This is a genomic window from Demequina soli, assembly GCF_000971195.1.
GTDB classification, from domain to species: domain Bacteria; phylum Actinomycetota; class Actinomycetes; order Actinomycetales; family Demequinaceae; genus Demequina; species Demequina soli.
This window is the reverse complement of record NZ_BBLZ01000001.1, coordinates 72,308-91,113: the sequence shown is the minus strand read 5'-3', so window position 1 is coordinate 91,113 and position 18,806 is coordinate 72,308. Positions and strand designations below refer to the sequence as shown.

General features: G+C 73.2%; 17 protein-coding genes. 10 read left to right on the top strand and 7 right to left on the bottom strand.

Annotation, left to right across the window (positions count from 1 at the left end; genetic code table 11):
- Positions 1-64: 64 nt before the first annotated feature.
- On the bottom strand, positions 65-1,750 hold the full coding sequence (locus AOM04_RS00430; protein WP_062460679.1) for a cytochrome c biogenesis protein DipZ: 1,686 nt from the start codon (positions 1,748-1,750) through the stop codon (positions 65-67).
- 81 nt (positions 1,751-1,831) lie between these two features.
- Between AOM04_RS00430 and AOM04_RS00425 the strand changes: the two genes are divergently transcribed.
- The 6 genes from AOM04_RS00425 to AOM04_RS00400 all read left to right on the top strand — a co-directional run bounded on the left by AOM04_RS00425 (position 1,832) and on the right by AOM04_RS00400 (position 6,376).
- A complete protein-coding gene (locus AOM04_RS00425; RefSeq protein ID WP_062460676.1) occupies positions 1,832-2,662 on the top strand; it encodes a patatin-like phospholipase family protein in 831 nt (276 codons plus the stop codon).
- On the top strand, positions 2,659-3,798 hold the full coding sequence (locus AOM04_RS00420; protein WP_082104244.1) for a 1-acyl-sn-glycerol-3-phosphate acyltransferase: 1,140 nt from the start codon (positions 2,659-2,661) through the stop codon (positions 3,796-3,798). Before AOM04_RS00425 ends, AOM04_RS00420 begins: the two co-directional genes overlap by 4 nt.
- Before the next feature lie 9 nt (positions 3,799-3,807).
- Positions 3,808-4,284, top strand: a complete 477-nt coding sequence (locus AOM04_RS00415) for a methyltransferase family protein (protein WP_062460669.1) — start codon at positions 3,808-3,810, stop codon at positions 4,282-4,284.
- Between the two features lie 165 nt (positions 4,285-4,449).
- Entirely contained in the window at positions 4,450-5,097 is a 648-nt protein-coding gene (locus AOM04_RS00410; protein ID WP_062460666.1) for a DUF6318 family protein, read from the top strand.
- Between the two features lie 377 nt (positions 5,098-5,474).
- Positions 5,475-5,957 (top strand): hypothetical protein, encoded by a 483-nt coding sequence (locus AOM04_RS00405; RefSeq protein ID WP_062460663.1) that lies wholly within the window; start codon positions 5,475-5,477, stop codon positions 5,955-5,957.
- Positions 5,958-6,007: 50 nt separating this feature from the next.
- The gene (locus AOM04_RS00400; RefSeq protein ID WP_082104243.1) at positions 6,008-6,376 is read left to right on the top strand and encodes a DUF952 domain-containing protein; all 369 of its coding nucleotides are present in this window, start codon (positions 6,008-6,010) and stop codon (positions 6,374-6,376) included.
- 45 nt (positions 6,377-6,421) lie between these two features.
- On the opposite strand, the gene AOM04_RS00395 is transcribed toward AOM04_RS00400, so the two are convergent.
- From AOM04_RS00395 to AOM04_RS00380, 4 genes are all read right to left on the bottom strand, one after another.
- Entirely contained in the window at positions 6,422-7,594 is a 1,173-nt protein-coding gene (locus AOM04_RS00395; RefSeq protein ID WP_062460660.1) for a PQQ-dependent sugar dehydrogenase, read from the bottom strand.
- 88 nt (positions 7,595-7,682) lie between these two features.
- Entirely contained in the window at positions 7,683-9,320 is a 1,638-nt protein-coding gene (locus AOM04_RS00390) for a DUF885 domain-containing protein (protein WP_062460657.1), read from the bottom strand.
- Positions 9,321-9,356: 36 nt separating this feature from the next.
- The gene (locus AOM04_RS00385) at positions 9,357-9,773 is read right to left on the bottom strand and encodes a VOC family protein (RefSeq protein WP_062460653.1); all 417 of its coding nucleotides are present in this window, start codon (positions 9,771-9,773) and stop codon (positions 9,357-9,359) included.
- Positions 9,770-10,144: a VOC family protein gene (locus tag AOM04_RS00380; RefSeq protein WP_062460650.1), complete on the bottom strand. Its 375-nt coding sequence runs from the start codon at positions 10,142-10,144 to the stop codon at positions 9,770-9,772. Before AOM04_RS00380 ends, AOM04_RS00385 begins: the two co-directional genes overlap by 4 nt.
- 158 nt (positions 10,145-10,302) lie before the next feature.
- Between AOM04_RS00380 and AOM04_RS00375 the strand changes: the two genes are divergently transcribed.
- From AOM04_RS00375 to AOM04_RS00365, 3 genes are all read left to right on the top strand, one after another.
- Positions 10,303-11,781 carry an FAD-dependent oxidoreductase gene (locus AOM04_RS00375; protein WP_062460647.1) on the top strand — a complete coding sequence of 493 codons (1,479 nt, stop codon included), beginning with the start codon at positions 10,303-10,305 and terminating at the stop codon, positions 11,779-11,781.
- Positions 11,782-12,020: 239 nt separating this feature from the next.
- The gene (ileS, locus tag AOM04_RS00370; protein ID WP_062460644.1) at positions 12,021-15,269 is read left to right on the top strand and encodes an isoleucine--tRNA ligase; all 3,249 of its coding nucleotides are present in this window, start codon (positions 12,021-12,023) and stop codon (positions 15,267-15,269) included.
- A 155-nt stretch (positions 15,270-15,424) separates the two neighbouring features.
- Positions 15,425-16,252, top strand: coding sequence for a sulfurtransferase (locus tag AOM04_RS00365; protein WP_062460641.1), 828 nt, complete (start codon positions 15,425-15,427; stop codon positions 16,250-16,252).
- 148 nt (positions 16,253-16,400) lie between these two features.
- On the opposite strand, the gene AOM04_RS00360 is transcribed toward AOM04_RS00365, so the two are convergent.
- Entirely contained in the window at positions 16,401-17,291 is an 891-nt protein-coding gene (locus AOM04_RS00360; protein WP_062460638.1) for an aminodeoxychorismate lyase, read from the bottom strand.
- 75 nt (positions 17,292-17,366) lie between these two features.
- On the opposite strand from AOM04_RS00360, the gene cysM reads away from it, so the two are divergent.
- Positions 17,367-18,317 (top strand): cysteine synthase CysM, encoded by a 951-nt coding sequence (gene cysM / locus AOM04_RS00355; RefSeq protein WP_062462226.1) that lies wholly within the window; start codon positions 17,367-17,369, stop codon positions 18,315-18,317.
- On the opposite strand, the gene AOM04_RS00350 is transcribed toward cysM, so the two are convergent.
- Positions 18,307-18,708 carry a DUF2510 domain-containing protein gene (locus tag AOM04_RS00350; protein ID WP_062460635.1) on the bottom strand — a complete coding sequence of 134 codons (402 nt, stop codon included), beginning with the start codon at positions 18,706-18,708 and terminating at the stop codon, positions 18,307-18,309. The genes cysM and AOM04_RS00350 overlap by 11 nt on opposite strands.
- Positions 18,709-18,806 lie beyond the last annotated feature (98 nt).

Here is an 18,806-nt window from a genome sequence, read left to right as displayed (position 1 = left end):
TGTCGCGGACCTCCGGGGCGGGGTCCGTCGGTGCTGGTTCGGCGCGTGACGGGGCGCGGATGGGTCATCCGAAGGTGAAGGCGTAGGCCTCGACGCCCTTCGAGAGCTCGAGGTGCAGCGTGTGCTCGAGCGGGGTGCCCGACCACAGCGTGTAGAGGTCCGGCGTGCCGCTGACGTGGATCACCTTGCGGTAGGACGGGTCGTCCGCGAGCGTCGCGGTGACGGTGCCCTCGCCCGCGAGCACGAGGTGCGCGTCGGACGCGTAGAAGTTGAGGTCGAGGCTCGCGCCCGCGCCGGCGGTCGCGTGCTCGTCGGCGATGGTCCAGGTGCCGGAGAAGCTCACCTCGTCGCGTGCGGGGGCGATGCCGGTGCCGAAGTCGTGCGCCTTGTCGCGCGGGTAGTCGGCGTTGGCCGGGCCGCCGCGCGCGTAGCCGAGGTAGGTCTCGGGCGTGCGGCCCGACGTGTGGCCGCCGGTGTCGACGCTGACCGGGGCCTGGGCCGGGGCCTTGAGGAGCTGCTGGATGAGCTTCTCGGTCTCGGCGTACGAGCCCTCGCCGTAGTGCACCTGCCGCACCTCGCCCGTCTGGTCGATGAGGTAGTGCGCGGGCCAGAAGCGCTGGTCCCACGCGTTCCATGTGGCGTACTTGTCGTCGATCGCGATCGGGTACGCGATCCCGTAGCGCTTCGCGGCGCTCGCGACGTTCGAGGTGACCTTCTCGAAGGCGAACTCCGGGGTGTGCACGCCGATGATCGTGAGCCCGTCCGCGCGGTAGCGCTGGTCCCACGCCTCGAGGTAGGGGAAGGTGCGCTGGCAGTTGATGCAGCTGTAGGTCCAGAAGTCGACGAGCACCACGCGGCCCTTGAGGTCGGCGAGGTCGAGCGGCTGGCCGCCGTCGGTGTTGAGCCACGCGGTGATGCCGGTGAGGTCCCGTGCGGGGCCGCAGTCGTGGAGCGTCGACGGGTCCTGGGAGCACTGGTCGAAGGTGAGCTGGTCGCCCGTGGCGGTCGCGTCGGAGCGGCCGGCCAGGGTGTCCAGCTGGCCGCGCACGCCGCTGTTGTCCTCGATCGAGGTCTGCACGCCCGCGAGCCACGACGGCACGAGGCGCTGCAGCGGCTCGGCGACGTTGGTCGCGATCACGAGCGCGGTCGCGAGGAGCACCACGCCCGAGATCATGCGGATGAGCTGGAGGCGCTCGCGGACGGCCTTGATGCGCCCGAAGATCGCCTGACCCGCCAGCCCGAACGCGAGCAGCGGGATCGCGATGCCGGCGCTGAACGCGAGCGTCAGCGCGACGAGGCCCCAGCTCACGCCGTTGGTCGCGGCGAGCACGGTGATCGAGGCGAGGATGGGCCCCGCGCACGGCACGAACACGAGCCCCAGCGCGAGGCCCATGACGTACCCGTTGCCGTCGCGGTCCATCCTGGCCGGCCGCACCCGCTCGAACGGCCGTTGCAGCAGCTCGCCCAGCGGTGGGATCGCGAGGCCGAGCCCCACGAGCGCGAGCACGCCGATCCCGATCCACCGCAGCAGGTCGTCGGGCAGCCCGAGGCTCGCGAGCAGGATCCCGCCGAGCAGGGTGAACACGGCGAAGCTCGTCACCAGCCCGCCCACCACGACGAGCGGGCGGCGCCGGTTGCGCGCCCCGTCCTGGATCGAGCTGGTGAGGATCGCGGGCAGCACCGGCAGGACGCACGGGCTGATCGCGGTGATGACGCCCGAGACGAGGCCGACGACGATGAGGGTGATCATGCCCCGGGTTCGGAGCGACGATGCGCGGGGATGGGGCGGCGTGCTCCCACCCGGGCGGGATCAGGGGCCTAGCCTGGGGCCATGACCGTCGCATTCGTGCTGGGAGGCGGCGGCGTGCGCGGCGCCACCGAGGTGGGCATGCTGCGCGCGCTGCTCGAGGCGGGCGTGGTCCCGCAGCTGGTGGTGGGCACCTCGATCGGCGCGATCAACGGCGCCGCCGTCGCGCAGGACCCGACCCTGCGCGTGGTCGACCGGCTCGAGCAGACGTGGGCGTCCCCCACCGCGGGCGCCATCTACGGCGAGTCGCTGTACCGCCAGCTGCGGCGCCTCGCCAAGCACCGCACGCACCTCAACAATCCCGAGGCGCTGCGGGGTCTCGTGGCGGGGGTGATCGGCGCGCGCACGCGCTTCGAGGACCTCGAGGTGCCGCTCGCGGTGTGCGCCGCGTCGATCGAGCGCGCGTCCGAGCATTGGTTCGACACGGGCTCCGTGGTCGACGCGGTGATGGCCTCCGCCTCGGTCCCGGCCGCGCTGCCGCCCACCGTGATCGACGGCGAGCACTTCGTCGACGGCGGGATCGTCAACTCCATCCCGGTGGGCGAGGCGGTCGCGCGCGGCGCCACCACCATCTACGTCCTCCAGGTGGGCCGCATCGAGGAGCCGCTCGAGCCGCCGCGCAAGCCCGCCGACGTCGCACGCATCGCCTTCGAGATCTCGCGCCGCCACCGCTTCCAGCGCGAGCGCGCGTCCGTCCCGCCGTCCGTCGAGCTCCACGTGCTGCCGTACGGCGGCCGCCAGCCCGGCGACGAGCGCCTGAGCGCCTACCGCAGCCTCGACCGCACCCACGCGCGCATCGAGGCCGCGCGTGCCGCCACGGCCGACTACCTCGCCGGGGTCAGGACGGGAACGTGAGCGGCGCATCGTCCCCCGCGTCGGGGGAGGAGGCCCGGCCGCGCCGCCGCACCCACTGGTGGAGGCTCCCACCGCGCTGGGTGCGTCGCGTGGTGCTCGCGCCGGCGATCGTGCTGCTCGCGTTCGTGTGGCTGCCGGTGGCGGTCTGGTACCTCGTGATCATCGCGGCGGTGGTGAGCCTCGCCCTCCCGGGGCGGCTGCGGATCACGCGCGTGGTGTGGCTCGCGGGCTTCTACCTCCTGTGGGACGCCGCGTGCGTGCTTGCGCTTGCGGGGCTATGGGTGTGGCACGGGTTCGGCACGCGGATCCGCTCGGAGGCGTCGCAGCGGAACCACATCGCCCTCGCGCGCACCGCCATGCGGGTGCTGTTCTCGCAGGGGCGGTGGACGTTGCGGCTCGAGATCGAGATGGAGGACGCCGACCTCGACCGGATCGGGCTCGGCCATCCGCTCATCGTGGTGTCGCGGCACGCCGGGCCGGGGGACTCGTTCATCATCGTGGACGCGCTGCTCAACCGGTTCGGGCGGGCGCCCGCGATCGTGCTCAAGGACACGCTGCAGTGGGATCCCGCGATCGACATCCTGCTCCACCGCATCCCGTCGCAGTTCCTCACGCCGCGGCGGCACCGCGCGGTGGGCGCGCCCGGCGGCACCGAGGCCATCGCCGCGCTCGCGGGCCGGCTGGGGGACAGCGGCGCGTTGCTGATCTTCCCCGAGGGGGCCAACGCGACCCCGCGCCGACGCGCGCGGCGGATCGCGGCGCTGCGCTCGTCCGGGCTGGACGAGCTGGCCGACCGGGCCGAGGCCATGCCGCACGTCATGCCGCCGCACCCGGGCGGCGTGCTCGCGGCGATGGAGGCCCGGCCGGACGCCGTGGTCATGGTGGTCGCCCACACCGGGCTCGAGCGCCTGTCGACCGTCGCGGACGTGTGGCGCGAGCTGCCGGTGGACAAGCGCATCGTCCTCAAGGGCTGGACCGCGGACATGGCGACCGTGCCCGAGGGGCGCGAGGCCCGCGAGCGGTGGCTGTACGAGTGGTGGGAGACCGTCGACGCGTGGATCGACGCGCACCAGCCGGTGGTGTCCGATGCCGCGGAGGCCGCCGAGTCCTACGTTCGCCAGCGGCGCGACGGGTAGCCTGGCGCGGTGCCTACGCCTCAGAACGGACGCCTGCTCGGGCTTGTCCTGGTCACGCTGCAGGGGGTGCTGTTCCTCGCGGTGGCGCTCACGGCGTTCCTCGACGGCCCGCATGTGCAGGGCTCGTGGTGGGCGGGCACGACGCTGATCCTGCTGGGCGCGCTGGGCATGTTCTGGTCCGGCAAGGACCTGGGCCGCGCGCTCACCCCCATGCCCACGCCCAACGGGGCCGGCCTGGCCGCGGGCGGCATCTATGGCTATGTGCGCCACCCGATGTACTCGGGTGTGATGGCGATCGCGCTCGGCATGTCCGTCGCGACGGGCAAGCTGTGGGCGCTGGTCGCGACAGTGGTGCTCGGGGCGTTCTTCGAGGCGAAGACCCGCATCGAGGAGGCGTACCTGGCCCGGACCTATGCAGGCTACGCGGAGTACGCGGAGCGCACGGGCAAGTTCGTGCCCGGGGTGGGGAAGCGGCGGTCGGCTTAGGGGGCCGGCGGGCGGCCTCGGGCTGCCTCGAGCTCAACTTTGAGGAATTCCGCGGAACGCGACGGGTTTGTCGGGGTCGGATCTCAAAGTTGATGTTCAGCGATTCGTCCACAAAGTCTGGGCAGGCTCTTCTGCCAGGCGGTTTTGTCCGATAACTTGCCTTTCATGCGGTTCATCCCAGGGGGGCGGGTGGCGCGCCGCGCGGTCGCGGCGGCCATGGCAGCGGGTGCAGTCGTGCTCGCGGCCGGGTGCACGGGGGAGCCGGGGCCGATCGTGACGGACGTGCCGACCGTGTCAGCCACTCCGGTGGCGTCGGTGTCGGCGTCGCCCTCGCCCGTGGCATCGGTGTCGCAGGTTGCGATGGAGCCGCTCACGAATGAGGAGCTGTTCGCGCTCATGCCGGAGGGTGCGAACCGGTCAGATCTCGTCGGAGCAATGGTGACCGCACGGTTCTTTCTTGAGCAGTACGCAGTGATGTTTCAGACGGGAGACACGCGCGCTTGGAACGCGCTCTCTGGCGATAGTTGCGGTTATTGCGCGGATGCGCTCGTGAACCAAGGCCGCGTTCAAGACCAGGGTTTCGTCGCGCAGGGTGGAGAAATCAAGGTTCGTGAGCCCACCATCCGAGCGCACCTAACTGGCCATGGTGCTGTCTATCAAGCCACCGCGGACGTTGCAGCAGCACTGCTCGTCGACGCGTCCGGTGCTGAGTCGGTGGCTGAAGTTGCGGGTCCCGCCGTCTTTGCTCTTGAACTGCAGCGCGTCGGCGAGGCCTGGCGCGTCACCGGAGTCGCAGTGAACGAGGAATCATGATTGGCGCCCTTGTCGCCTTTGGGCTCGCAGTCTTGGCAACTCCGGTCGTCGGCGAGGTAACGGAGCCAAGCCCGTCTCCGTCCGTTGTGGACGGTGCTGAGTGGGGCGGGCGCGGATCGCAGTCGAACGACACGTTCACCGCCGATGGCACTGCGAGTTCTGGCACAGACTCTGGCGGTGCGGTGGCACCCATTTCCGCGCCGGTCGCGGTCGACTATCTTCGAGCGCCAGCTTGCAATATGTCGACACCGATGGAATCGGAAGGGGCCTGTACGCCGATGGCGGCCGATGCCATCGCATGCCCCGCGGGCATGAATCCGATTCTTCCGCTTTGGTACCGCACGCTCCTGTCGGATGCGACATGGGGGCCATGGGCGTTGGCAACCTGGTACACCTGCCCCGCCGAGTCCGACCTCCTCGCGCTCATCGAGCACGAGTGGACCTCGCTCCACCTCGACGCCCCCGCCGTCACGCTCCAGCCGGGCACCGGCCAGGTGATCGCGACGGTCCCCACCATCGCCTTCGCCGACGCCGCCGTCCGCGATCACGCCGCGGTCCTGCTGGGCGCGCAGGTCGAGATCCGCGCGACGCCGTCGCGGTTCACCTGGTCGTGGGGCGACGGCGACAGCACCACCACCGACGACCCCGGCGCCGCCTACCCGAACGCGACCATCACGCACGCCTACGGCCGCGCGCTCGACAGCGCGACAGTCATCCTCGAGACGCTCTGGTCGGGGCAGTGGCGCGTCGCCGGGGGAGCGTGGGCCGACTTCGACACCACGATCGCGACCGTCTCACCCGGCATCGACCTCGAGGTGCTGCACCCGCGCGCGCACCTGGTGGAGGGCCCGCTCACCTGAGCCACGATCGACGCCCTGCACGCGGCCCCGCCCCGTGCCAACCTGGGGGCATGCTCGAGATCCCCCACGTCTACCACCTGGCCCTGGCCGAGGACTGGGACGCGCACCCCGACGAGCCGTACACGGTCTCGACGATCGGAAGGACCCTCGCCGAGGAGGGGTTCATCCACATGTCGCTCGCTCGTCAGGCCCAGGGCGTCGCCGACTCGTTCTATCGCGGCCGCGACGTCGTGCTGCTGCGCGTCGACCCCGCGCGGGTCGACTCCCGCATCCAGTTCGACCACGTGCCCGACGCCGACGACGACTTCCCGCACCTCTACGGCCCGCTTCAGCGCGCCGCGGTGGTCGCCGCGACACGCGTGCCGATGCGTGAGGACGGCACGCACGACCTCGCCGGCCTGCTCCCGGAACCGATCTAGCCGGAACCGATCTAGGCGGAACCCGCCCGCGGACCCGTCGGAGGATCAGCCGACGGTGATGCGCACCACGCGGTCGTCGCCCTGGGTGGGCTTGCCGCGGCTGTCGGTGTTGTCGGTCAGCACGTAGAGGCTGCCGTCCGCGGCGGCCGCCACATCGCGGATGCGCCCGAGGCCGTCGAGGATCACCTGCGGGTCGCCGGTGCCCTCCGCGGTCAGCGGCACGCGCCACAGCCGCTCGCCCTTGAGGGACGCCACGTAGACGGCCTCGTGGGTGGCGGCGACACCCGACGGCGACGCCTCGTTGGGCGACCACGAGACCACCGGCGCGGTGACCCCGTCGATCGGCAGCCCGTCCTGGCCCTCCGACGCGGGCCAGCCGTAGTCGGCGCCGGACTCGATGAGGTTGAGCTCGTCCCACGCGTCCGCGCCCAGCTCGCTCGCGTACATGCGCCCGTCGGCGACCCACGCGAGGCCCTCGACGTTGCGGTGCCCGAGCGACCACACGCGGTTGCCCCACGGGTTGCCCTTGGCGGCCGTGCCGTCCTTGTCGCCGCCGTTCGCGACCACGCGCAGGATCTTGCCCGCGAGCGCGGAGCTGTCGCGCGCCCGCTCCTCGCGGCCGGCGTCTCCCGTCGCGACGTAGAGGTGACCGTCGGGGCCGAACGCGATGCGGCCGCCGTTGTCGGCCTTCGCCTTGGGGATGCCGTCGATGATGGTGGTGGGCTGGCCCAGGAGGTCGCCGTTGAGCGCCATGCGGACCACCGCGTTGTCGTCCGCGCGCGTGACGTACGCGTACAGGTACGAGGTGTCGCCCTCGAGCACCGCGATGCCCAGCAGGCCGCCCTCACCGGACGCGTCGACCATCCCGCGCAGCGCCTCGGCGCCCGGCCCGTTGAGCGCCGTCGCCACGCCCGCGCGCACGTGCTTGATCGCGGCGGTGTCGCGCTCCGACACCAGGAACGACCCGTCTGCCAGGAGCTCGAGGTCCCACGGCGAGCTCAGCCCGGTCGCGACGACGGACTGGTCGGTGACCGCCGCGGTCGCGGGCCCGCCGACGTCCTCGGGCGTCGCCGAGGGGCTCGGCTCGCTCGTCGACGTGGTGCCGGAGACGATGCGCTCGGGCGTCGAGGACGGGTCGCTCGCGGCGCCCTGGGCGCACGCGGTCAGCGACAGGGGGGCGAGGACGGCGAGCGCGGCGAGACGGGTACGGAACGACATGAGGCGTCAAGCGTAGGCATGCTCCGCCTAGTTGTAAAAGTTGGCACACCGCTAAGGAAGTGCGGGCGGTCGCGGGACGATGCGCCGCTCACCCCAGCACGAGCCGCCGCAGGGTCGTGAGCGGCACCGCGCCGTAGCCCAGCACGGCCGCGTGGAAGTCGCGGATGTCGAACCCGGGCCGGCGCTCGGCCTCCGCCCGGATCGCGAGGATCTCGAGCCGCCCGATCATGTAGGCGAGCGCCTGCCCGGGCAGCCCGATGTAGCGGTCGACCTCCTGCTCGACGTGGTGCCGGTCGAGGGGGGAGTGGGCGAGGCAGTAGTCGATCGCTCGGTCGCGGCTCCAGCCGAGCGCGTGGATGCCGGTGTCGACCACGAGCCTGCACGCGCGCAGCGAGTCCGCGCTGAGCATCCCCACGCGCGACAGCTCCGAGGAGTACAGGCCCATCTCGTCGGCGAGCCGCTCGGTGTACAGCCCCCAACCCTCGCCGTAGGCGGTGCTGCCGAGCTCGCGCTGGAGGCGGTGCAGCGACTCGTCCTCGGCGTGCAGCGCGCACTGGAGGTGGTGGCCGGGCACGGCCTCGTGGAACGCGATCGCCTCGAGCTCGTACGTCGCCCACGCGTGCGGGTCCGACGTCTTGAAGTAGAAGTCGCCGCCCTTGCCCGCCTCGGGCACGGGAGCGGAGTAGTAGGCCATCGCCCCGAAGTCCGTCGCATGCCCGGTGCACGATGCGTGGGGCAGCCGGGAGAACCACGCGGGCGCCGCCTCGGTCGCCCGGGCGAGGGCCGCCGTCGCGTCCGCGATCACGGCGTCCGCGGAGGCGTAGCGCAGGGACTCGTCGTCGCGCAGGCGCGCGTAGATCTCCGCGATGTCGGTGGTGCCGAGCAGCGGCCCCGCGATCGCGCGGTACTCGTCCTCGAGCGCCGCGACCTGCCGCAGCCCCAGCTCGTGGACCTCCTCGGGCGTCACGTCGAGCTGCAGGTGCGCCCACATGCGGTCCCGGTAGACGGCTGCGCCGCCGGGCACGTGCACGAGTCCCGGGGCCTCGTCCGACGCCCCGCGCGAGGCCAGCGCCAGCAGCCGCGCCGCGAACCGCTCGACCCCGGGATGCACGTCGGAGGCGACCAGCGCGTCGCGCGCGTCGGACCATGCGGCGCGCGCCGCATCGTCCAGTGCGGTCGGCGCGGCCTGCGCGCACATCCGGTCGTCGCCGCCCCGCGCGGCCGTCAGGTACGCGGTGGCGGACGCCGCGGTGTCGCGCAGGTGGCGCGCGAGCGCGACGCGGCCCTCGTCCGCCGCGGCCTCGGCGACGTCGAGCAGCGAGTCGAGGAAGCTCCCCAGCCCCTCGAGCTTGGCGAGGTAGTCGGCGCCGTGCTCGGCGGTGCGCAGCGGGAACGCGTCGATGAACGAGAGCACGTCCTCCCACGCCCCGATGGTCGGGTTGAGGTGGCGCAGCTCGGGCGCCCACGCGAGCTCGAGCGCCGTCGAGCGGGCGTGGGAGGCGATCGAGTCGCGCAGCGCGAGCACCTGGAGGTCCTCGCCCGGGTCGAGCGCCTCGGCGGCGCTCGCGAAGGCCATGAGGCGCTCGTGAGCGGCCGCACGGCCCTCGACCGAGACGTCGTCCCACTCGGCCAGGTGCTCGAGGCGTCCGTCCCACATGAGGCCCAGGGGGCTGAGCCCCATCACGTAGGCGTAGTACTCGTCGGCGAGCGCGGTCAGGTCGGTCATGCCACGAACCTACCCATCACCAGGGTCGATGCATGGTCAGGACTCCCCGTCGGCCTCCATCACCGCGATCCAGTTGTCGGCGGGGTCCTTGAACCAGGCGATCGTGGGGGAGCGCCCCTCGGGGTCGCGCGCGACCCCGTCCTCGTCGGTCCACGGCAGCTGCGCGAACGCGACGCCGCGCCCGCGCAGCCTCTCCATCGTGGACTCGAAGTCGTCGACCGCGAAGTTGAGCACCGTGTGCGTCGCGGGCTGGTGGTCGTCCTTCTGATAGATGAGCGTCGACCCGCCGCCCGGGTGGCGCAGGCGCAGCATCGGCCCCATGCCCTCGTCGTCGTGGTGCTCGACGTCCAGCCCGAGCGTGTCGGCGTAGAAGCCGCGCGCCGCCTCGACCGAGTCCGTGGAGAAGCTCCCGAACGCGGCCGCGCCGCCGAGCGCCGAGCCGTCGCCGCTCATGCCGGCATCTCGCCGACGGCGATCCAGTTGCCCGCGGGGTCCTGGAACCACGCGGTCGGCGGCATCGCGTCGTCGCGAGCGATCCCGTCGGGGTCGGTGAAGTCCAGGTCCGCGATCTCGATGCCGCGCGCCTTGAGCTGGCCGACCTCGTCCTCGACGTCCTTGCCCGACAGCACCAGCACGGTGTGGGCGGCGGGGACGTGGTCCTCCTTCTCGTAGATGAGCGCGCGGGTGCCGTCCGCGAACTGCAGCACGATCGTGTCGTCGGTCTCCATGAAGAGCGGGATGTCGAGCGTGTCGACGTAGAACTCCTTGGCTCGCGCCTTGGAGTCCGTGGAGAAGCAGGCCGTCGCGGTGCTGTCCTTGAGCATGATCGCCTCCTGCGCGCCTGGGGGGACGTGCGGCGTCCGGCGCGCATGGGCGGCGCCGCTCGCCACCAGTGTGCCCCCGCAACGCCCGGCGTGCCGGGCGAGCCGACCGGTCCGGCGCGGCCGCCCGTGGCTCAATGGGGAGGGGAGGTGGTCGGCGGGTGACGGCGGACGGCGAGCGGGTGATCGTGGTGGGCGCGGGGCCCGTCGGCATGGCCGTCGCGCTCGGGCTGGCCCACCACGGCGTGCGCTCCGTGCTGGTCGAGCGCCGGGCCGAGCCGTCCGCCGAGTCCAAGGCGTTCGGCGCCTGGGGGCGCACCCTCGACGCCCTCGACGCGTGGGGCCTCGCCGATGCCGTCGTCGCGGCGGGCGAGCCGCGCGAGGTGCTCGCGCCGGTGGCCGTCGCGACCGGCCGGCCGATCTTCCGGGTCGACCTCCGCGCGCAAGGGACCGGGGGCGCGCGTCCGGGCCTCGTGGTCCTGCCGCAGCCGGCCACGGAGGCCGTCCTGCGCGCCGCCGTCGCCGCGTCCGGCCTGATCCGCACGGTGCGCGGCGAGGTGGTCGAGGTGCGGGCGGACGATGCGGGCGTCACCGTCGGCCTCGCGTGGCCCGACGGCGACCGGCTGAGCATGCGCGCCGCGTACGTGGTGGGCGCCGACGGCGCGCGCTCGCGGGTGCGCGAGGCGGTGGGGGCGCGCCAGGAGGGCGAGGCGCTCGACGTCGCGCTGCTCGTGTGCGACGTGGACGTCGACGGCGGCGGGCACCTGCCGCCGGTGCTGCTCGCGGCCGACCGCCCCGGCCTGCTCGCCGCCATCCGGCTCGACGGCGGCCGCTGGCGCGTCATCGCCGCGCGGCGCGGCACGGTCCCCGAGCCCGCCGAGGAGTTGGCGCGCACGATCTTCGGCGACCATCCGGTCCGCGTCGTGTGGGAGAGCCGGACCGCCGCCTACCAGGCGCGGGTGCCGTCCTTCCGGGCCGCGCCCCGCGTGCTGCTGGCCGGTGACGCCGCGCACCTCGTGTCTCCCGCGGGCGGGCAGGGCATGAACCAGGGCCTTCAGGACGCCGAGTGCCTCGCGTGGTCCCTCGCCGCCGCGCTGCGCGCCGAGGACACGGGCGACCACGCCGCCGCCGACGCGATGCTCGACGGGTACGCGCGCGAGCGCGAGCGGATCGCGGACACGGTGGCCCGCCGCGCGCGCCTCAACGGGCTGCTCGAGTTCCGCACCCCGCCGTGGCTGCGCCCGCCCGCCTTCCTCGCGCTGCGCGCCGCCACGCGGCTGCCGTGGTTCACGCGCGCCCTCGCGCGCCGGCTCACGATGCGCGACCTGCGGTACCGGCCCGCGGACGTCGTGCGGCTGCGCGCGGGCCAGCGCACCGGTCCCGTGGGCCGGCGCGTGCCGGACCTCGGAGCCACAGCCCTCGAGCCGGGTCGGGCGTTCGTGCTCGCGGTCGCGTGCGACCCGCCCGCGCCTCCCGCGGGCCCGACGGCCGTGCGCGTCGAGAGCCCGCCGCCCGGCACGCGCCTCTACCGCGGCGACGTCGCGGTGGTGCGCCCCGACCGGCACGTCGGTGCCGTGCTCCGGCGGCCCGACGCATCGTCCCTCCGCGAGGCCGTCCGTGCCGCGCTCGGGCCGCTGTGAGCCGCGGGACGCCTGCCCTACACTGGGACGCAGCAGCGTCGACCCGGCCATCACCGGAGAGCTTGCGGAAGAACAGGCCTCGGCCTCAGTAGACCCGCACGGGCAGCCCGTCACAGCGATCATGAGAGGCCCCTCCGCCCGCCCGGGTGGGGAGGCAAGCGGGGTGGTACCGCGCATCGTCCCTCGGGGCGGGGCGTCCTCGCACGAGAGACACGCCAGGACCACCACACGAGGACCTCATGACCGCCGCGCGCTACCCCCTTCACCGCAGCTCCGAGCAGGGCGCCCACGCCGAGGTGCCGCCGTCGCCGCACCTGCCGTCGATCGAGACGGACGTGCTGGCGTACTGGGAGGCCGACAAGACCTTCCAGGCGTCGATCGACAACCGTCCCGCGCGCACCGACGAGGGCAACAACGAGTTCGTCTTCTACGACGGCCCGCCCTTCGCGAACGGCCTGCCGCACTACGGCCACCTGCTGACGGGGTACGCCAAGGACGTGGTCCCGCGCTTCGAGACGATGCGCGGCAGGCGCGTCGAGCGTCGCTTCGGCTGGGACACGCACGGCCTGCCCGCGGAGCTCGAGGCGGAGCGCATCCTCGGCATCACCGACAAGTCCCAGATCGAGGAGATGGGCATCGCGGCGTTCAACGACGCGTGCCAGCAGTCGGTGCTGAGGTACACCAAGGAGTGGGAGCAGTACGTCACCCGCCAGGCGCGCTGGGTCGACTTCGAGAACGACTACAAGACGCTCGACGTGACCTTCATGGAGTCCGTCATCTGGGCCTTCAAGTCCCTGTACGACAAGGGCCTCGCCTACGAGGGCTTCCGCGTGCTGCCGTACTGCTGGCGCGACGAGACCCCGCTGTCCAACCACGAGCTGCGCATGGACGACGACGTCTACGCGATGCGCCAGGACCCGGCGCTGACCGTGCTGTTCCCGCTGCTGAACGGCGAGTCCGTGTCCGCGGACCTGGACGGCGCGTCGCTGATCGTGTGGACCACCACGCCGTGGACCCTGCCGTCCAACCTCGCCGCGGCCGTGGGCCCGGACATCGAGTACGTGATCGTCGAGCCGGGCGAGGCGTCGGCGTTCGCCGGCCGCCGCATCGTGCTCGCGAAGGCCCGCGTCGCGTCCTACGCCCGCGAGCTCGGCGCGCTGCCCGCCCCGGGCGAGGAGGCCACCCCCGACCACGCGCGCATCGTCGGCGACGTGCTCGGCCGCGAGCTCGCGGGGCTGCGCTACGCCGCACCGTTCGCGACCTACGCGGACCGCGACAACGTCCACCAGGTGCTCCCCGCGGACTACGTGTCCACCGAGGACGGCACCGGCATCGTCCACCTCGCGCCTGCCTTCGGCGAGGACGACATGGCCGTGTGCCAGGAGGCCGGCATCGAGCCCGTCATCCCGATCGACTCGAAGGGCCGCTTCACGGCGGAGTTCCCGCAGTACGAGGGCCAGCAGGTGTTCGAGGCGAACCCGCACGTGATCGCCGACCTCAAGGCGGCGGGCATCGTCCTGCGCCACGAGACCTACGACCACAGCTACCCGCACTGCTGGCGCTGCCGCAACCCCCTGATCTACCGCGCGGTGGGCTCGTGGTTCATCCGCGTCACGGAGTTCCGCGACCGCATGGTCGAGCTCAACGAGGACATCACCTGGGTGCCCGAGCACATCAAGCACGGCCAGTTCGGCAAGTGGCTCGAGGGCGCGCGCGACTGGTCCATCTCGCGCAACCGCTACTTCGGCACCCCGATCCCGGTGTGGGTCTCGGACGACCCGGCGTTCCCGCGCACCGACGTGTACGGCTCGCTCAAGGAGCTCGAGCGCGACTTCGGCACGCTCCCGCTGGACGACAAGTGCGAGCCCAACCTGCATCGTCCCTTCATCGACGACCTCACTCGCCCCAACCCCGACGACCCGTCCGGGAAGGCGACGATGCGCCGCATCAGCGACGTCTTCGACGTGTGGTTCGACTCCGCGTCGATGCCGTTCGCCCAGGTGCACTACCCGTTCGACAACCGCGACTGGTTCGACACGCACAACCCGGCGGACTTCATCGTCGAGTACATCGGCCAGACCCGCGGCTGGTTCTACGTCATGCACGTCCTCGCGACGGCGCTGTTCGACCGCCCGGCGTTCAAGACGTGCGTCTCGCACGGGATCGTCCTGGGCTCGGACGGCCGCAAGATGTCCAAGTCGCTGCGCAACTACCCGGACGTCAACGAGGTGTTCCACCGCGACGGCTCCGACGCGATGCGCTGGTTCCTCATGTCGTCGCCGATCCTGCGCGGCGGCAACCTCATCGTCACCGAGGAGGGCATCCGCGAGGGCGTCCGCCAGGTGCTGCTGCCGCTGTGGTCCACGTACTACTTCTTCACGCTGTACGCGGGCGCCGCTCGCGGCGGGGAAGGGGTCCTGGGCGTGCACGTGGACGATGCGCGGGTCGCGTCGCTGCCCGTGATGGACAGGTATGTGCTGGCCAAGACCGCGGAGCTGGTCTCCGAGGTGACCGGGCAGATGGAGGCGTTCGACGTGCCCGGCGCGTCCGAGTCGCTGCGCGTCTACATGGACCTGCTCACCAACTGGTACGTGCGCACCCAGCGCGACCGGTTCTGGGAGGAGGACCAGGACGCGTTCGACACGCTGTACACGGTGCTCGTGACGCTCACGCGCCTCGCGGCGCCGCTGCTGCCGCTCATCTCCGAGGAGATCTACCGCGGCCTCACGGGCGAGCGCTCGGTGCACCTCACCGACTACCCGGTCGCGCCCGCCGCGTGGGCGGACTCGTCGCTGGGCGGCGTGATGGACCAGGTGCGCGAGGTCGTGTCCTCGGCCCACGCGCTGCGCAAGAAGGAGCAGATCCGCGTCCGCCAGCCGTTGACCGCGCTCGAGGTCGCGGTGCCGTCGCCCGAGGAGCTGCGCCCATACGTGGGCCTCATCGCGTCCGAGCTCAACGTCAAGGCGGTCGCGTCCGTCACCGTCGAGGCGTTCACCGCCGCGAACCCGGTCGAGCGCCGCCTCACCGTCAACGCCCGCGCGGCCGGCCCGCGCATCGGCAAGGACGTGCAGGCCGCGATCAAGGGCTCGAAGACCGGCGACTGGTCGGAGTCCGCCTCCGGCGAGGTGGTCTCCGGCGGCATCGCGCTGGTCGAGGGCGAGTACGAGCTCGCGACCGTGATCGGCGGTGACGCCGACGGCGAGACGGCGGCGTCGGTGCTGCCCGGCGGCGGGTTCGTGCTCCTGCACACCGCCATCACGCCCGAGCTCGAGGCCGAGGGCTTCGCCCGCGACCTCATCCGCGCGATCCAGGACGAGAGGAAGAGCGCGGGGCTCAACGTGTCCGACCGCATCGTGCTGTCGCTCACGGTGCCCGCCGCGCGCGTCGCCGCCGTCGCGACGCACGAGGCCCTCATCGCGGGCGAGGTGCTCGCGGTCTCCGTCGAGGTCCGCGAGGGCGAGCAGGCCATCGCGGTGGCGAAGGCCTAGCCAGCGACCAATCCCCGACCCCCGATCCGCTCCGCACGGTTTCGCGGGCGACACGCCGGTGATGACCGGCGTGTCGCCCCGAACCGCCGGCGTGTCGGGGTCGAGACCGTGCCCAGCAGATCCGGTCGGTAGTGTCCGGACCGGAGGAGGAACCCATGACCGTGCTCATCTCGCCGTCCGAGCTCGCCGCGGCGCTCGCATCGTTCGCGCCCCCGCGTCTGCTCGACGTCCGCTGGTCGCTCGCCAAGCCGAACGGCCTCGACGATCACGCGGCCGGGCACCTGTCGGGCGCGGTCTACGTCGACCTCGACACCGAGCTCGCCGACATCGGCGACCCGCGCGAGGGTCGCCACCCGCTCCCGACACCCGAGGCGTTCCAGGAGGCGGCCCGCCGCTGGGGCATGCGCGACGGCGAGGACGTGGTGGTCTACGACGCCGGCCACGGCTTCGGCGCGGCGCGCGCCTGGTGGCTGCTGCGCCACGCCGGCGTCGCCAACGTCCGGATCCTCGACGGCGGGTTCGCGGCGTGGGCCGCGGCGGGCCTCGAGGTCGAGGCCGGGACGGTCGAGCCGGCGCTCGGCACGGTGACGCTCGGCTGGGGCGGCATGCCGGTGGTCGACGCGGACGGCGCGGAGGGGTGGCCGCGCCACGGCGCGCTGCTCGACGCGCGCGCGGGCGAGCGCTTCCGCGGCGAGGTCGAGCCCATGGACCCCGTCGCCGGGCACATCCCGGGCGCGATCAACGCGCCCACCACGGGGAACGTCGCGGCGGACGGCACGTTCCTGTCGCGCGAGGAGCTCGTGGTCCGCTTCGCGGGCCTTGGCGTCGGCGCGGACACGCAGGTCGCGACGTACTGCGGCTCCGGCGTGACCGCGGCGCACCAGATCGCCGCGCTCGAGATCGCGGGCATCCCCGCGGCGCTCTACGCGGGCTCGTGGTCCGCGTGGTCGCACCAGGGCCGCCCGGTGGCGACGGGGGAGTAGCCGCCCCGCGCGCCGATGCGCTGGCCCACACACGAGGCGCTCGGGCGGCGCGAATCGTGACCTTTCGCGCGCATCGTCCCTGGTCGCTGGCCGAGAGGTGCAGAATCCGTGTGGAGGAGGGCCGCGCGCACCGTGCGATCGCTCGGGCTCAGCCGCCCGCGAGCAGGTCGGCGTTGACGGCGGCGGTCAGCCCGGCGTCGACCACGAGCGAGCGCCCGTCGAGCTCGCGGACCGGGCGCAGCAGCTGCACCGAGTCGGTCAGCCACACGGCGTCGGCGGACTCGAGCTCGGCCACCGTGAGGTCGCGGTAGGAGCACGCGAGCCCGCGCGCGCCGAACGACGCGAAGGCCGCGCGCTGCGCCGTGCCGTGCAGCAGGCCGCCCTCGGTGGCGGGGGTGACCAGCGAATCGCCCAGGCGCGCCAGCACGCTCGCGCGGGGCGCCTCGAGCACGTACCCGTCCGTGGTGGTGAGGATCGCGTCCTGCGCGCCGCGCGCCTTGGCGTGCCGCTCGGCTGCCATGTTGATCGCGTAGGACAGCGTCTTCGCGCCCGCGAGCAGCCACGGCGCGTGCTCGCCGACGCCGCGCGGGTAGCCGCGGTCGAGCGTGATGACCGCGACGCCCTCGGCGCGCTCGCGCGAGACGTCGGGGAACACGTCGGCATAGACGAAGCCCGTGGGTCGCCCGGCGCCCGGGCCGTGGTCGGGGCCGCGGGTGTACACGACCTTCGCCAGGGCCGTCGGCGGCGTGCCGGGCAGCGACTCGAGCAGGGTCCGCACCGCGAGCGCGATCGCGTCCCTCATCTCGCCGGTGTCGGGCGCGGGCAGGTCGAGCATCGCCGCCGACTGCGCGAGGCGCTCGAGGTGAGGCTCGAGGTCGTGCATGCGCCCGTCGTGCACGCCTACCGTCTCGAACACGCCGTCGCCGCGCGTGAGCCCCGCGTCGGTGGCCGTGACGATGGCGCTGTCGGGGTCCACGAGGCGCGCGCCGCCCCCGGGTTGGCCGGCGGCGGCGCCGCGGCAGACGACGAGAGCGGGCATGGGAACCTCCTCGGCCACCGTAGCGCGCGCGGGAGGATCCGGGGAGAGCAGGGGTATTGCCGCATGATGGTGCGCATGGACACGCCCTTCGCGCCCCCGACCCTCGCCGAGCTGGTCGGCCGCACGCCGATCGTGCGCCTCCAGCGGCTGCCCGTCGCCGGCGGCGGGATGGTGCTCGCCAAGCTCGAGGGCGACAACCCCGCCGGCTCCGTCAAGGACCGGCCGGCGTTCTCGATGATCGACGCCGCCGAACGCGACGGCCGCATCGTCCCCGGGGCGACGCTGGTCGAGGCGACGAGCGGGAACACGGGCATCGCGCTCGCGGCGGCGGCCGCCGTCAAGGGCTACCGCATGGTGCTCGTGATGCCCGCGGGCTCGTCGCGCGAGCGGGCGCTGTCGATGACGGCCTACGGCGCCGAGGTGGTCGAGACCGATGCGGCGGGCGGCATGGAGCTCGCCCGCGACACCGCGGAGCGGATCGCGGCGGAGACGGGCGCGGTGCGGCTCGACCAGTTCTCCAACCCCGCCAACCCGCGCGCCCACGAGGTGGGCACCGGCCCGGAGATCTGGGAGCAGACCCGCGGCACCGTCACCCACGTCGTGTCGTCGATGGGCACCACGGGCACCGTGACGGGCCTGTCGCGGGGTCTGCATGCCCTCGCGCCGCACGTGCGCGTCGTGGGCGTCCAGCCCGCGGACGGCGCGCGCATCCCGGGCATCCGCGCGTGGCCCGCCGAGTACCTGCCGCGCGTGTACGACCCGACCCACATCGCCGAGGTGCGCACCGTCACCGAGGAGCGGGCCGTCGCCACCACGCGCGCGCTGGCCCGCCGGGAGGGCCTGCTCGTGGGCATGAGCTCGGGAGGCGCGGCCGCGATCGCGCTCGAGATCGCGGCGGAGGAGCCGGGGTCGACCGTGGTGTTCATCGCGTGCGACCGCGGCGACCGCTACCTCTCGACCCGCCTCTTCGAGGCGGGTGACGATGCGGCTCCCGCCCCCGTGGCCGAGGGCGCCGTCAGCAGGTGACGTCCGCGTACGCGGCCATGGGGGCGGACACCCGCGCGCCGAGCGCGGCGAGGTCGACGCCCGCCGCCGAACGCGCGGGAGCCGCGGCCGACGTCACGACCTCGCCGGCGCCGTCGGACGAGTCGTGCGCACGCATCTGGTCCCGCTGGGCGATCGCCGCGATCGCGACCAGCGCGATGCCCAGCAGCAGCACCCACGCGATCACGCCCAGCACGGCCGCGAGGCCGATGCGGTGCTTGCGGGCAGGCGCGGGCTCCGGCTCCACCTCGAGCGGCCGCGTGTGGGCGGTCCAGGCGGCGCCGTCCCAGTAGCGCGTCGCACCCGCATCGAACGGGTCGACGTACCACCCCGCGACCGGCTGGTCGCGCGCAGGCTCCATCGACTCGGTCACGCAATCCCCCTCAGCATGTGCGGCAACCGTCGAGACAACATACAGCGCCCGGCGGCCCCTGTCACGGCATTTCCGTGCGTGCTTACGCGATCGTGATG

Excerpts from the sequence above, each read along its gene's own strand:
- AOM04_RS00430 (WP_062460679.1), bottom strand. The coding sequence starts at position 1,750 with ATGATCACCCTCATCGTCGTCGGCCTCGTCTCGGGCGTCATCACCGCG.
- AOM04_RS00425 (WP_062460676.1), top strand. The coding sequence starts at position 1,832 with ATGACCGTCGCATTCGTGCTGGGAGGCGGCGGCGTGCGCGGCGCCACC.
- AOM04_RS00410 (WP_062460666.1), top strand. The coding sequence starts at position 4,450 with ATGCGGTTCATCCCAGGGGGGCGGGTGGCGCGCCGCGCGGTCGCGGCG.
- AOM04_RS00400 (WP_082104243.1), top strand. The coding sequence starts at position 6,008 with ATGCTCGAGATCCCCCACGTCTACCACCTGGCCCTGGCCGAGGACTGG.
- AOM04_RS00395 (WP_062460660.1), bottom strand. The coding sequence starts at position 7,594 with ATGTCGTTCCGTACCCGTCTCGCCGCGCTCGCCGTCCTCGCCCCCCTG.
- AOM04_RS00390 (WP_062460657.1), bottom strand. The coding sequence starts at position 9,320 with ATGACCGACCTGACCGCGCTCGCCGACGAGTACTACGCCTACGTGATG.
- AOM04_RS00385 (WP_062460653.1), bottom strand. The coding sequence starts at position 9,773 with ATGAGCGGCGACGGCTCGGCGCTCGGCGGCGCGGCCGCGTTCGGGAGC.
- AOM04_RS00380 (WP_062460650.1), bottom strand. The coding sequence starts at position 10,144 with ATGCTCAAGGACAGCACCGCGACGGCCTGCTTCTCCACGGACTCCAAG.
- ileS (WP_062460644.1), top strand. The coding sequence starts at position 12,021 with ATGACCGCCGCGCGCTACCCCCTTCACCGCAGCTCCGAGCAGGGCGCC.
- AOM04_RS00365 (WP_062460641.1), top strand. The coding sequence starts at position 15,425 with ATGACCGTGCTCATCTCGCCGTCCGAGCTCGCCGCGGCGCTCGCATCG.
- AOM04_RS00360 (WP_062460638.1), bottom strand. The coding sequence starts at position 17,291 with ATGCCCGCTCTCGTCGTCTGCCGCGGCGCCGCCGCCGGCCAACCCGGG.
- cysM (WP_062462226.1), top strand. The coding sequence starts at position 17,367 with ATGGACACGCCCTTCGCGCCCCCGACCCTCGCCGAGCTGGTCGGCCGC.